9 protein-coding genes and 1 riboswitch are annotated in these 13001 nt (G+C 59.6%); of the genes, 3 read left to right on the top strand and 6 right to left on the bottom strand.

Annotated features, from left to right (window positions below; all coding sequences use genetic code 11):
- Positions 1-101: 101 nt before the first annotated feature.
- Positions 102-1433 carry an APC family permease gene (locus tag VK725_RS07830; RefSeq protein ID WP_325317501.1) on the bottom strand — a complete coding sequence of 444 codons (1332 nt, stop codon included), beginning with the start codon at positions 1431-1433 and terminating at the stop codon, positions 102-104.
- A gap of 182 nt (positions 1434-1615) precedes the next feature.
- A riboswitch (S-adenosyl-L-homocysteine riboswitch) is annotated at positions 1616-1694 on the top strand.
- Positions 1695-1711: 17 nt separating this feature from the next.
- Between VK725_RS07830 and VK725_RS07825 the strand changes: the two genes are divergently transcribed.
- The 3 genes from VK725_RS07825 to VK725_RS07815 are packed head-to-tail and all read left to right on the top strand — an operon-like array spanning position 1712 to position 5951.
- Positions 1712-2647, top strand: a complete 936-nt coding sequence (locus VK725_RS07825; RefSeq protein ID WP_325317500.1) for a hypothetical protein — start codon at positions 1712-1714, stop codon at positions 2645-2647.
- A gap of 32 nt (positions 2648-2679) precedes the next feature.
- Positions 2680-3780 carry a DNA polymerase IV gene (gene dinB, locus VK725_RS07820; RefSeq protein ID WP_325317499.1) on the top strand — a complete coding sequence of 367 codons (1101 nt, stop codon included), beginning with the start codon at positions 2680-2682 and terminating at the stop codon, positions 3778-3780.
- Complete coding sequence (locus VK725_RS07815; protein ID WP_325317498.1) at positions 3777-5951, top strand: alpha-glucuronidase family glycosyl hydrolase; 2175 nt, start codon at positions 3777-3779, stop codon at positions 5949-5951. The genes dinB and VK725_RS07815 overlap by 4 nt, the downstream gene beginning before the upstream one ends.
- A gap of 30 nt (positions 5952-5981) precedes the next feature.
- Here VK725_RS07815 and VK725_RS07810 read toward each other — a convergent pair whose 3' ends face one another.
- The 5 genes from VK725_RS07810 to VK725_RS07790 all read right to left on the bottom strand — a co-directional run bounded on the left by VK725_RS07810 (position 5982) and on the right by VK725_RS07790 (position 12889).
- A complete protein-coding gene (locus VK725_RS07810; protein ID WP_325317497.1) occupies positions 5982-7211 on the bottom strand; it encodes a DUF389 domain-containing protein in 1230 nt (409 codons plus the stop codon).
- A 552-nt stretch (positions 7212-7763) separates the two neighbouring features.
- Positions 7764-9566 carry a dihydrolipoyl dehydrogenase gene (gene lpdA, locus VK725_RS07805; RefSeq protein WP_325317496.1) on the bottom strand — a complete coding sequence of 601 codons (1803 nt, stop codon included), beginning with the start codon at positions 9564-9566 and terminating at the stop codon, positions 7764-7766.
- A gap of 14 nt (positions 9567-9580) precedes the next feature.
- A complete protein-coding gene (gene aceF / locus VK725_RS07800; RefSeq protein ID WP_325317495.1) occupies positions 9581-10954 on the bottom strand; it encodes a dihydrolipoyllysine-residue acetyltransferase in 1374 nt (457 codons plus the stop codon).
- A 141-nt stretch (positions 10955-11095) separates the two neighbouring features.
- Complete coding sequence (locus tag VK725_RS07795; protein WP_325317494.1) at positions 11096-11932, bottom strand: mechanosensitive ion channel family protein; 837 nt, start codon at positions 11930-11932, stop codon at positions 11096-11098.
- Positions 11933-12085: 153 nt separating this feature from the next.
- Entirely contained in the window at positions 12086-12889 is an 804-nt protein-coding gene (locus VK725_RS07790; protein WP_325317493.1) for a DUF2884 family protein, read from the bottom strand.
- Positions 12890-13001: the final 112 nt, after the last annotated feature.

Genomic DNA, 13001 nt, shown 5'->3' with positions numbered 1-13001 from the left:
CGACAAGGTGCCCGACAATCAATGACTTGCGGGCCGCTTATCTGCCGCAACGGTTGGATTGGCCCGAAGAATGCGCCCGACCCGTGTCAGGGCTTGAGACCTCAGGCGGCTCGACGGCCCTGCCAATAGCGCCAAAGCGCATACACCGGCAAACCGCAGGCGATGATCACCAGGCTCATGCCCGCATCGCCGGGCGTGTTGATGGCGGTCGCGATGATCACACCCAGCACCGTGCACACGAAAACAAACGGCAATAACGGATACAACGGCACGCGGTACGGCGAGGGTTGATTCGCAAACTGACGTCGATACCAGAACAGCGTCGCAATACCGAACGCATGACCGAGCCACTCGCCCACCGTGGTGTAGTCGAGCAATTGGCCGAAGGTGCCGGAGAGTGTAAGCACAATTGCCCACACCCCCAGTACCGCCAATGCCACCTGCGGCGCGCGCCAACGCGAATCGATCTGCCCCACCGAGCGGAAGAACATGCCATCCGCGCCCATGGTCTGCAGCACGCGTGCGCCACCGGCGATGGCAATGCTGCAATAACCGAAGGTGGAACAAGCGATGCCGATCGCCATGATCGTCGCGCCGCGAGGGCCGAAGATATGACTCATCAGATCGGCCGCAGGCGCTTTGCTTGCCGCCAAGCCTGCGTGCCCCAAACCCACCAGGTACGCAATGTTGACCAGCACGTAGCACACCACCACACCGATCATGCCCAATGCCAAGGCACGTGGCAGTGTGCGCTGCGGATCGCGCACTTCGCCTGCCATGTCATTGAGGTAATGAAAACCGCCGTACGTAAACAGCACGGGCAGCAACGCGCCAATCCATGCTCCGCTGGGCACTTCGTGCGTTGTATCCACGGCGAACACATTGCCGAAGTGCCCATGCGCCAGCACCAGACCCACGACCAGCAGCATCACAATCGCAGCGACTTTCAGCAGCGTAAACAGATTCTGCATCCACGCGCCTGCGCGAATGCCGAAAAAATTCACGCCGGCAATGAAAGCGATCGCACCGACCGCCACCGGCTTCACCCAAAGATTCGGCAAGCTCACGGCGCGGCACGCATAGTCGGCAAACGTCGTCGCCACCGCGGCAACGCTGCCGGGGTAGTTGATCAACGCCATGGTCCAGCCGAACAGAAACGCAGGTAATGGCCCAAATGCTTCGCGCAGGTAAATGTAGATACCGCCCGCATGCGGCCGGCGCGCGCCGAGTTCCGCGTAACACAGCACACCTGCCAGCGTCAGCAAACCACCGATAGCCCAAAGCGAAAGCAGCGGCAAGCCCGAGGCCGTACGTTCGGCCACTGTGGCGGGAGTTCGAAAAATACCTGCACCGATGACGCCGCCGACAACAATGGCCGCACCATCCCAAATGCCGAGTCGCCGCAGGTACGAGCTTGAAGAGTCGTTGGTCATAGATGTCGACAATAACCCGAGTCGGCACAAAATTTCTGGTGACTTATGCCGCATGCACTGTCATCGCTCGACGGCCTTGATCAAAACGGGCACCGAAGGACATGCCCTTGGTCACATTGACATCGCATTGGAGGCACCCGGATACTCGCGCCGTCACGCGCCATGTCGTTTATTGGCGCCTCGGCCCCGAGGGGTGCTGCGACGGACATCGGTCCGCCACGCTCGGTATGCCGCCTACAATGCCAAGGGCGCCCACCCCAGTGACTGGAGGTGTTCGCATGTCTGCGCCTGTTTCTGATTTCCGTATTGCCATTGCCACGGCCGAAGCGTTTCGGTCGGTGCATGTGGATGATGTGTATTTCGTAGCCGTGCTGGAGTTGCTTGGTGTCCAGCCAACCGTGTGTGTGTGGAATGATCCCGACGTGGATTGGACGTCGTTCGATGCCGTGCTGATCCGCACGGTGTGGGATTATTTTCAGCAATACTCGGCGTTTCTCGCGTGGCTTGATCGACTTGATCAGCGTGGTGTGCCAACAATCAACGACACCCGACTTGTTCGCTGGAACAGCGAAAAACGCTATCTGCTCGATCTTGAGCAACACGGCGTACCGATTATTCCCACGCACTTTGCACGTGCCGGCTCGTTGCTGGAAGTGTTGCAATCGGTTCCTTCGCGCGAGGTGGTCATCAAGCCGAGTGTCAGCGGCGGTGCATGGCACACGGCACGAGGCACGCTTGGCACCGCAGCGTTCAAAGAGACGATCACGTCATTGCCATCGCATCTGGATTACCTGGTGCAGCCGTTTGTGCCGGAAATAGCGACGAATGGCGAGTGGTCGTTGCTCTACTTCGGCGGAACTTACAGCCATGCGGTGCTCAAACATCCTGCCAAAGGCGATTATCGCGTGCAGGAAGATCATGGTGGCACGGCAACGCCAGCGAAGCCTGATGCGTTCATTGTGCAGACAGCGGATAGCGCCCTGGCTACCGTTGCAGCACTGGGTTATCGCGAGCAGGTTTATGCGCGTGTCGATGGGGTCGTGGTCGACGGGCAGTTTTGTATCATGGAGCTGGAGTTGATCGAGCCGCTGCTGCATCTGGGGATACGGCCGGATGCCGCGGAGCGCTTCGCCCAGCACGTCGTCGAGCGGCTCAAACAGCTCAAAAAAGAGCGTCCTGACGTCACGGCTGCGAAGGCGGACAGCACGTCCTAGAATCGGGGACACTGCCCCGCTCCCCGATAACCTTGTCCACACCACCACCACGCAAGATCCTTCACGTCGACATGGACGCGTTCTACGCGTCGGTGGAGCAGCGTGACGATCCATCGCTGCGCGGCAAACCGGTGGTCGTCGCGTGGCGTGGCGCGCGATCGGTGGTGTGTGCGGCCAGTTACGAGGCGCGCAAGTTTGGCGTGCGCTCGGCAATGCCGGCGGTACGTGCGGAGCGCTTGTGTCCACAAGCGATCTTCGTACCGCCGGATTTCGTGCGTTACAAGGCAGTGTCGCGACAGGTGCGCGAGATTTTTGCGCGACATACGGATCTGATCGAACCATTGTCACTGGATGAAGCGTATCTGGATGTCACCGTCACCAAGACCGATTTACCGTCTGCAACAGCCACCGCGCAAGCGATTCGCGCGGCGATTCGCGAGGAAACCAACCTCACGGCATCGGCCGGTGTCGCACCGAACAAGTTCCTCGCCAAGATCGCGTCGGACTGGAACAAGCCCGATGGCTTGTATGTTATTCGTCCCCATCAGATCGAGGCGTTTCTCGCGCCACTAGCGGTCAATCGACTGCCCGGCGTCGGCAAGGTGATGGAAGCGAAGCTGGAAGCGCTGGGCATCAAAACCGTAAGCGATCTGCGCCAGATAACGCTTGCCGATCTGGAGATGCGCTTTGGCCGCTGGGGGCGCCGCCTGCATGAACTTTCGCTCGGTATCGACGAACATGCGGTGCAGCCGGACCGGGCGACGCTGCAAGTTTCTGCGGAAGACACGTTCGAACATGACATCACACTCGATGAACTCGAACCGCATATACGCCGCCTCGCCGAAAAAACCTGGGCTGCGCATCAGCGCGAGACAGGCCGCGTCGCGCGCACCGTCGTATTGAAACTCAAGACATCGGATTTTCACACGCTCACACGCAGTCTCTCGCCTGCTGTGCTTCCAAGCTCTGCTGCGGAACTCGCCGATCTGGCGTGTGCGCTGCGCGAGCGCGTGGAACGGCCGGCAGATAGCCGCTATCGTTTGGTTGGCGTGGGTCTGTCCGGCTTTGTGGATCAGGATAGTTTCATCGCGCAACGCGATCTTTTCGACAACGTATCGGCACATCAGACATGAATGCATTCATCCGTACGCTGGTGTCGCTTGTCGTCGTCATCGCGACATCTCTTTGTGCAACGCCGACGCGTGCCGAAGATGGATACGATCTTTGGATGCGCTATCGCTTGCTCGCACCCGAGCAGGTGAAGCTCTATGGCGGCCATGCGTCGCAGTTGATCATCGGCTCCGCGACACCTACTCAGACGGTCACCCGCGAGGAACTGCAGCGCGGGCTGGATGGTCTGCTCGGTCACGGCCCCCTGCTTTCGCACGACATCACCCGCGATGGGGCCATCATCGTCGGTACACCATCGTCTTCGCCGCTCATCGCGCAACTGAAACTGGATACGAAAAGCCTGGGAAATGAGGGTTATCTGATCCGCAGCGTCGCCGTGAACGGCCACACCGCCACAGCCATCGTCGGCAACACCGATGTGGGCGCACTGTATGGCGCATTCCATTTCCTGCGCCTGCTGCAGACCGAGCAATCCATCGATCACCTCGATATACGTGAATCGCCACGCTTGAAGCTACGCGTGCTTGAGCACTGGGACTATCTCAATGGCCAGGTAGAACGCGGTTATGCCGGCGCATCGATCTGGGATTGGTGGAAGCTGCCGGACTGGCGTGCCCCGCGTTACACCGACTACGCGCGCGCGAATGCTTCGATCGGTATCAATGGAACGGTGCTCAACGACGTCACCGATGGCGCCACCATTCTGACCCCGACCTATTTGGAAAAAGTCGCCGCGTTGGCGGACGTGTTTCGGCCCTATGGCATCCGCGTCTATCTCAGTATTCGCTTCAGCGCGCCGATTGAAATCGGTGGACTAAAGACTGCCGATCCCTTTGATCCGCAGGTGCAACGCTGGTGGCGCGAGAAAGCCGATGAGATCTACCGGATCATTCCCGACTTCGGCGGCTTTCTGGTGAAAGCCAACTCGGAAGGTCAGCCGGGCCCGGAAGACTACGGTCGCACACATGCCGATGGTGCGAACGTGCTTGCCGATGCGCTCGCGCCGCACGGTGGCATCGTCATGTGGCGCACGTTCGTTTATTCGCAGAACAATCCGGATGATCGCGCGAAGCAGGCTTACGAGGAATTCAAACCCCTCGACGGCCACTTTCGAGCCAATGTGATATTGCCGGTAAAGAATGGGCCGATCGATTTTCAGCCGCGCGAACCCTTCCATCCTCTCTTCGGTGCGATGCCAAAAACGCCGCTGATGATGGAATTCGAAATCACCAAGGAATACCTCGGCTTTGCCACGCATCTTGTTTATCTGGGGCCGCTGTATGAAGAGGTGCTCTCTGCCGACACCATGGTGCACGGCAAGGGCTCCACGGTGGCGAAGGTGATCGACGGGTCGCTGGAAGGCCATACGCTGACGGGCATGACCGGCGACTCGAACATCGGCACCGATCGCAACTGGACCGGCTCGGACTTCAACCAGGCAAACTGGTATGTGTTTGGCCGATTGGCGTGGAACCCCACACTGTCATCGCGCACGATTGCCGATGAATGGGTGCGTATGACGTTCACAAACAATAACGCCTTCGTCAAACCGGTCGTCGACATGATGATGAGGTCGCGCGAAGCGGTGGTCGACTACATGACGCCGCTTGGCTTGGTTCACATCATGGGGCCGGGGCATCATTACGGCCCCGCACCGTGGGATGCGAGCGAATCGCGTGCGGATTGGCGTCCCGTTTATTACCACCGCGCAGACCATCAAGGCATTGGCTTCGATCGAACCAACACGGGCAGCGATGCCGTTGCGCAATACGCGCCACCCATCGCCGCACAATTCAACGACCTGAAACAGACGCCCGAGCAATATCTGCTTTTTTTTCATCACGTGCCCTGGGATTACCGCATGCGTTCCGGCCAGACGCTTTGGTACGAACTGATCGCGCATTACACGCAAGGCGTGGATGACGTGAAGCAGATGCGCGAAACATGGCGTCATATGGACGGCTACATCGACGACGAGCGTTATCAGCAGGTCGCCACTTTTCTTGCCATACAGCAAAAGGAAGCGCAGTGGTGGCGCGATGCATGCATCGCTTATTTCCAAAGCATCTCGGGTCTGCCGCTGCCATCGGGCTACGCCCCGCCACAACAGTCGCTCAAATACTACGAATCGCTCACCTTCCCCTTCGTGCCTGGCTTTTCATCGTGGCAATGAAGCAAGAGCCGAGGCTGCATTTTTCAAAGGTCAGTGACCGGCTTCTTGCGGAGCGGATGGATTCTCCGAGGCAACTGGCTGTGTAGCGGTTGCTTTCGTTATTTCGATAGCCCAACCCGGTTCGAGTGGCGCCAAGCGTTCTCTCAACGCAAGTATTTGTTTGTCGTCGGCGTCACCCGTAGCGGGAAGCGTAACGGTGATCTTGCGCTTGTTCATGTCGACGGCGACATCGCATGGTTGCTGCAAGAGATTCTTCACGTGCAAAGCGATCCATGGCTCGGCCTGTCTTTTCAGCTCTTCCACCTGCAAATTCAAATCGTCGACTTGAACGCGGAGCGCATCGACCGTGGCTCTATCCCGCGTCATGCTGTCGCTGGCTTCCAATGTCTGGCGGACCTGCACGATCGGCGCGTGCTTGAGTTTCTGGCCAATCAGCGCCTGAATTTTGTCCTGCGCATCATTGAGATAGGACGGCACCAGCAGAACAAGATTGACCGCGAATCGCTCACCACGGCGTTCTACTTTCATCTGTTCGATACTTCCGCCGTGCTCGTGCAGATAATCGTCGACCGCTGCGGTCGCTTCTTTCGCGGTCCAGGACTGCTCGGCGATATTGCGCAGCGCCAGACCCAAGGGAATGACCAGCACGGCAAACGTCACGACGATAATCGCAGCCTGCCAGGCTGTGTGCTGCGGCGAATTGTCGGTGCCGAATCCGTACCATTTCGCAATCAAGGTGACGGCAAGCGCTATCACCAACAGATTGGTCATGAACAGGAAGAATGCGCCACCTGCGATGCTCATATCGCGAACAGCCAAACCATAAGCCACCACTGCGAGCGGCGGCATCAAAGCCGTGGCAATGGCGACACCGACGATGGTTTCTCCCTTGCGGGTGATCACAGCGTAACCGCCCGCCAAACCGGAGAACAACGCAACCAAGAGATCGAAAAGCGTCGGTTGCGTTCGCGCGAGGATTTCGCTGGTGGCTTCGCGCAGCGGAGAAAGCCAGACAATGCACATGGCAATCACCAACGCCAACGCAATGCCCGCCAGCAATGCCACCAGTGCGCGTCCCATCATGCGGAAATCGACTACGCACAGCGAGAAGCCCAATTGAACGATGGGCCCCATTAGTGGCGAAATGAGCATCGCGCCGATCACCACGGCCGCCGACGATTGCAGCAAACCAAGAATAGCGATGCCGCAAGACATGATCGCCATGAACGCGTAGCGTGGCGTCAGAACCCCACCATCCATGACGTTTGCCATAACTGCCGCATGATCGACGTTGCGAATCAAATGGGCATTACGCCAACGCCAAAAGCGGTTCGCGCGGGCTCGGCCCGACGATGTGGAACGGTCCGTATTCATGGGGGTGTCCTGAAGTTCAACAAAATCGGAATACTGGCGGTTCGCAAGCCCTTGCTCGGACATGCCTGTCACACGCACATCCAGGTCGTACTCATACTAAATGCTGCACCGACTGACTGAAATGAGCCGAAAAACCTGGTTATTGAATCCTTGCGCGCAACTATATCCGCGAATGGGGCAGCTGTCTTGGCGCATTCACGATCACCACATGCCAGAATCGGCTGATCAACGTCCAGGCCATGTACCTTGGACGGCTAAACCGCTAAAGCTGACAGACATAGGCGGTCCGGCTTCGTGGGTCACGATGGTTTTATCGTGCAAAACGATTTGTTTGCGTGGATGCAGGCAAAGATGCAGACGGGCGCAGTCGCGGCATCCAAAACACTTTATGACGAATAAAAAAAGGCCGGATAAATCCGGCCTTTTCATCATGCAGCGTTATTTCTTTTTTGGCATGTACAGATCGGTAATTGTGCCTTCGTAGGCTTCCGCAGCCATACCCACCGATTCGCTCAATGTCGGATGCGGATGGATGGTGAGGCCGATATCCGCCGCTTCGCTGCCCATTTCGATGGCGAGCGCGACTTCGGAAATCAGATCGCCTGCGTGCGGGCCGATGATGGCGCCGCCGACCACACGATGCGTTTCTTCGTCGAAGATCAGCTTGGTGAAGCCTTCCGTGCGATCGATGCCAATGGCGCGACCACTGGCAGCCCACGGGAATTTGCCGACGCCGACCTTCAAACCTTTCTCTTTCGCCTCGCGCTCGGTGACACCGACCCATGCCACTTCCGGATCGGTATACGCCACCGACGGAATTACGCGCGCGTCGAAATGACTCTTCTGACCGGCGACCACTTCAGCGGCGACCTTTGCTTCGTGCGTGGCTTTATGCGCCAGCATCGGCTGACCGACGATGTCGCCGATGGCGAAGATGTGTTTCACATTGGTGCGCATCTGCGTGTCGACATCGATAAAGCCGCGATCCGTGACGGCAACACCAGCCTTTTCAGCGCCGATCTTCTTGCCATTCGGCGAACGGCCAACAGCAACCAGTACGCGATCGAACACGGTAGTGGCAGGAATGTTTTCGCCTTCGTAGCTGACTTCGATACCTTTCTTCGTGGCTTTCGCCTCGACTACCTTGGTCTTGAGGTGAATACCCTTGAGCTTGCTGCCAAGACGCTTGGCGAGCGGCTTGATCAGATCGGCATCGGTACCCGGAATGATCTGGTCCATGAATTCGACCACGGTCACTTCGCTGCCGAGCGCGGAGTACACAGTGGCCATTTCCAGACCGATGATGCCGCCGCCGACGACCAATAGTTTCGCCGGCACATCCTTCATTTCCAGCGCGCCGGTGGAATCGACGACGCGGTCGTCGTCCCACGGGAATGCGGGCAGTTTCACCGACTGCGAACCGGCCGCGATGATGGCGTATTCGAAGTGGATGAGTTTCTTGCCGTCGGCAGTTTCCACTTCCAGTTCGTTCGGCGACACAAAGGTGCCAACGCCCTGCACGACGCGCACCTTGCGCTGCTTGGCCATGCTGGCGAGACCGCCGGTGAGCTGGCCGACCACCTTGGTTTTGAAGCTGCGGAGCTTATCGATGTCGATCTTCGGCTTGCCGAAGGTGACACCGTGTGCGGCCATCGCGTCGGCTTCGTCGATCACAGCCGCGGCGTGCAGCAATGCCTTGGACGGAATGCAGCCGACGTTGAGGCAAACGCCGCCGAGCGTGGCGTAGCGTTCGACCAGCACGGTGTCGACGCCTAGATCCGCCGCGCGGAATGCAGCCGTGTAACCGCCCGGACCGGAGCCCAGCACGATGAGTTTGCACTCGATATCGGCTTTCCGACCGCTTGCGCCAGCCGCTTGCGGTGCGGGCGCAGAAGGCGCCTTGGCAGCAGCCGGTGCAGGTGCGGATTCGCTTTTCGGTGCGGGCGCCGGAGCCGGAGCCGGGGCGGAGTTCTTTGGCTCTGCAGGAGCACTTGCACCCTCACCGACTTCAAGCACGGCAATCACGGCGCCCTCGGAAACCTCATCGCCCACTTTCAGCTTGAGTTCCTTGACGACGCCTGCCGCGCTGGCGGGAATTTCCATCGTCGCCTTGTCGGATTCGAGCGTGATCAGGCTTTGCTCCTGCTCAACCTTGTCGCCGACTTTCACCAGCACCTCGATCACCGGCACGTTGTCGTGCCCGCCGATATCGGGGACTTTCAATTCGATCGTATTGGCCATGTCAACTCTCCCTGTCAGAGCAACAGGCGGCGAATGTCGCCGAGCTGCGTGGCGAGGAAGGATGCGAAGCGCGCGGCGAGTGCGCCGTCGACGACGCGGTGGTCATAGCTGAGCGACAGCGGCAGGATCAGGCGCGGCGCGAATTCCTTGCCGTTCCAAACGGGTTTGGTCTGCGCTTTCGATACACCGAGGATGGCCACTTCCGGCGCATTGACGATCGGCGTAAACGACGTGCCACCGATGCCGCCAAGCGAGGAGATGGAGAAGCACCCGCCCGACATGTCGTTCGGGCCGAGCTTCTTGTCGCGCGCCTTCTTGGAAATCTCGCCCAGTTCAGCGGCCAGATCCAGCAGGCCCTTCTTGTCGCAATCGCGAATCACCGGCACGACCAAGCCATCGGGTGTATCCACCGCAATACCGATGTGGAAGTACTTCTTGAGTACCAGCTTTTCGCCGCTCTCGTCGAGCGAGGCATTGAACGTGGGGAATTTCTTCAACGCCGCTACGACAGCCTTGATCTGGAACACGAGCGGTGTGATCTTCAGATCCTTGTTCTCTTCGCCGAGCTTCTTGCGGAAGGCTTCCAACTCGGTGATGTCGGCGTCTTCGTGCTGGGTGACGTGCGGAATCATCGCCCAGTTGCGCGCGAGATTCGCGCCCGAAATCTTCTGGATGCGCGACAGCTGCTTCTCTTCGATCTCGCCGAACTTGGCGAAATCGACCTTCGGCCATGGCAGCAGATTGAGACCACTACCCGACACCGCACCGCCGGAAATCGGACGTGCGCCGGAGGCCAACGCATGCTTGACGTAAGCGGTGACGTCTTCGCGCACGATGCGGCCGCCGCGGCTGCTGCCCTTCACCTGGTGAATGTCCACGCCAAGTTCGCGTGCGAACGCGCGGATGGCGGGACTGGCGTACGGTGCATCGCCCGGCATGACGAGTTTGGCGTCGATCGGCGGACGTGCCTGCGGCGAGACGTCGCCCTCCGGTGCGTTGCCGGGCAACACACTGCGGCCACCCAGCGGCGCGGGCTCTTCCTTCACTTGCGGAGCCGGTGCGGGCGCCGGAGCCGGTGCGGGTGCCTTTTTCTCGGCAGCCGGTTCGTCGCTCTTGGCGGGACTGGGCGCCGGTGCGGCAGCGCCGCCTTCGGCTTCGATCGTGGCGATGACGGCGCCTTCGGACACTTCGTCACCCACCTTCAATTTCAGTTCTTTCACCACGCCGGCGAACGGCGCGGGCACTTCCATCGTGGCCTTGTCCGATTCCAGGGTGATCAGGCTTTGATCCTTCTCGACCTTGTCGCCGGGTTTGATCAACACCTCGATAACGGGTACGTCGGCGTGCCCACCGATATCGGGGACGCGGACTTCTTTCAGGTCAGCCATGATTTCTCCTGCAGATCCAAGGCGACCGCGATGGGGGAGGCGGGGGCGGCCGCAAGGCTTCCATCATAGCAACCGAGGCCCAACTCGGACATGGCAAATCGGCCCAAATGGGCCATCCGCATACGTATGCGGGGTTTTGGCCTACTCGTGCGCTGAGGAGGTGCCGACGATATGCACGTCACGCTGCGGGTACGGAATGCTGATACCCGCGGCATCGAAGCCCTCTTTCACCGCACGCAGGAAGTCGGTCTGCGCGGGCCAAAAATCGGTCGTTCGGGTGTAGGCGCGTAACAAAAGACAGACGGCGCTATCGCCCAGGCTGTCCGTCCACACCGTGGGCGCGGGATCTTTCAGGATGCGTGCGTCGGCTTCGAACAGCCGCTTCACCACCTCGATGGCTTGGCCGATGTCATCGCCGTAACCAATCCCCACGCGCAGCTCGAAGCGCCGCGTGCCGCGCCGATTGAAATTGATGATGGCATCGCCACCGATCTTCGCGTTCGGCACCACCGCTTCGCGGTTGTCCGAGAGCACGAGCTGCGTGTGCATCAGGTTGATGCTTTCCACGGTGCCTTCCACACCACCCGCGTGAATGAAATCGCCGACGCGAAACGGACGGAAGATGATCAGCAGCACACCCCAGGCAAGGTTGCTCAGCGAACCCTGCAAAGCCAGGCCGATGGCAATACCGCCAGCACCGAGCGCGGCAAGCAGTGGTGCGCCCGGAACGCCCGCCGTCTGCAGCACCATGACCGCCAGCACGATCAGCAGTACGCCGTACATCAGATTGCGCAGAAACCCGCTGAGCGTCGGATCGACTTGCGCGCGCTGCATCGCACGTTGCATCAGATTCGCCACGCGTGCCGACAGCCACATGCCAATCAGCAGAACGACCAGCGCACCCAGCCACGCCGGCCCGTGTTGCTTGAAAAGCGCTGACAGGTCGTCGAGGGAAAGCTGCAGAAGGTGATCGAACATGACGCAATCCGTCGCGGAACTGCCTAAAGCCTAACAGCCTGCGAGTGGACTGGCTTTCGGACGATACCCGCTTCGGGACAAAAAAAGGCCCGGCTGGGAACCGGGCACATGACTTTCCATGCTAATGGGGAAAAAGCATGGCTGCGGGGGTCATTAACGTTGGGCGTATTGCCGTGCCTTATCGAGACTGTCCGTGTCCGAAGAAAGAAGCTGCAGCCGCTCGCCATGAGCGAGGCGGAACTGGAATTGCTGTTGCAAACGATCTAGATCTGTCAGGCGCGGGCACACTTCCTGTGCGCGTTGCGCGAGCTGTTGCGCGGGTTCGGCGAGTGCTTTTTGCAAGGAGTTTTCCAGTGAACCCGTGCGTGCCTGCAAGCTGGCCATCCGGCTGGAATCGCCGCTGAGCGCGTCGGCCACCACATTGCGCATCACATCGGCCGTCATGTCGGCCACGGTTTGCTGCATATCGGCGCCGAATGCACGATCGTCGTCGTCGGATTTCCACACACCCTTGTCGAGACCATTTTCGATCAGCTGCAGCGCGACGACTTCTTTTTCGTGCAGCGCTTGCTGATAACGCAGGCGCTCATCGCTGTTCTCGGCAAACGTCGCCACCACGGTGGAAAGTGCCGAGTAACCGATGTTGACGCCATCGCGTGCAATCGCTGCGATGGTGGGCACCAGTTCGCGTACTTGTCGTTCGTAGTCGCGCAGGCGCGTTGCATCGGCGCTGGACATTGCCACGTCTCGTCCGTCCACGCGCAACTGTCCGTTGTGCATGAAGACATCGCCCGGCGTGCCATGGTCACGCGTAAAGGCAATGCCATCGGGTTTGATCTGAACGTCGTACTGGGTGTTGTAGGTGCACTGAAAGCTTGCATGCGTATCGGCAGCCCGAGCGCCGCACGTCGCGGCGAGGCCACCAACCATGGCAACAAGAATGACATGACGATGCATGAGCGACTCCCTCCTCAAGGCACACGAATGGGTCCTAACGCGTGCTTGGATGCGTCCTGACTTGCATAGGGTTTAACACCGGGGGGCACTGCAGCATGGGCCGTACGTCATC

Origin of the sequence: Dyella sp., assembly GCF_035486915.1 — a bacterium.
Taxonomy (GTDB): Bacteria; Pseudomonadota; Gammaproteobacteria; order Xanthomonadales; family Rhodanobacteraceae; genus Dyella_B.
The sequence above is the reverse complement of the archived record's forward strand: the minus strand, read 5'-3'. Positions and strand labels throughout refer to the sequence as shown.

Bases quoted from the DNA above. Each gene is read 5' to 3' on its own strand.
- VK725_RS07815 (WP_325317498.1), top strand. From the start codon at position 3,777: ATGAATGCATTCATCCGTACGCTGGTGTCGCTTGTCGTCGTCATCGCG.
- VK725_RS07810 (WP_325317497.1), bottom strand. From the start codon at position 7,211: ATGGATGGTGGGGTTCTGACGCCACGCTACGCGTTCATGGCGATCATG.
- VK725_RS07825 (WP_325317500.1), top strand. From the start codon at position 1,712: ATGTCTGCGCCTGTTTCTGATTTCCGTATTGCCATTGCCACGGCCGAA.
- lpdA (WP_325317496.1), bottom strand. From the start codon at position 9,566: ATGGCCAATACGATCGAATTGAAAGTCCCCGATATCGGCGGGCACGAC.
- VK725_RS07795 (WP_325317494.1), bottom strand. From the start codon at position 11,932: ATGTTCGATCACCTTCTGCAGCTTTCCCTCGACGACCTGTCAGCGCTT.
- VK725_RS07830 (WP_325317501.1), bottom strand. From the start codon at position 1,433: ATGACCAACGACTCTTCAAGCTCGTACCTGCGGCGACTCGGCATTTGG.
- VK725_RS07790 (WP_325317493.1), bottom strand. From the start codon at position 12,889: ATGCATCGTCATGTCATTCTTGTTGCCATGGTTGGTGGCCTCGCCGCG.
- aceF (WP_325317495.1), bottom strand. From the start codon at position 10,954: ATGGCTGACCTGAAAGAAGTCCGCGTCCCCGATATCGGTGGGCACGCC.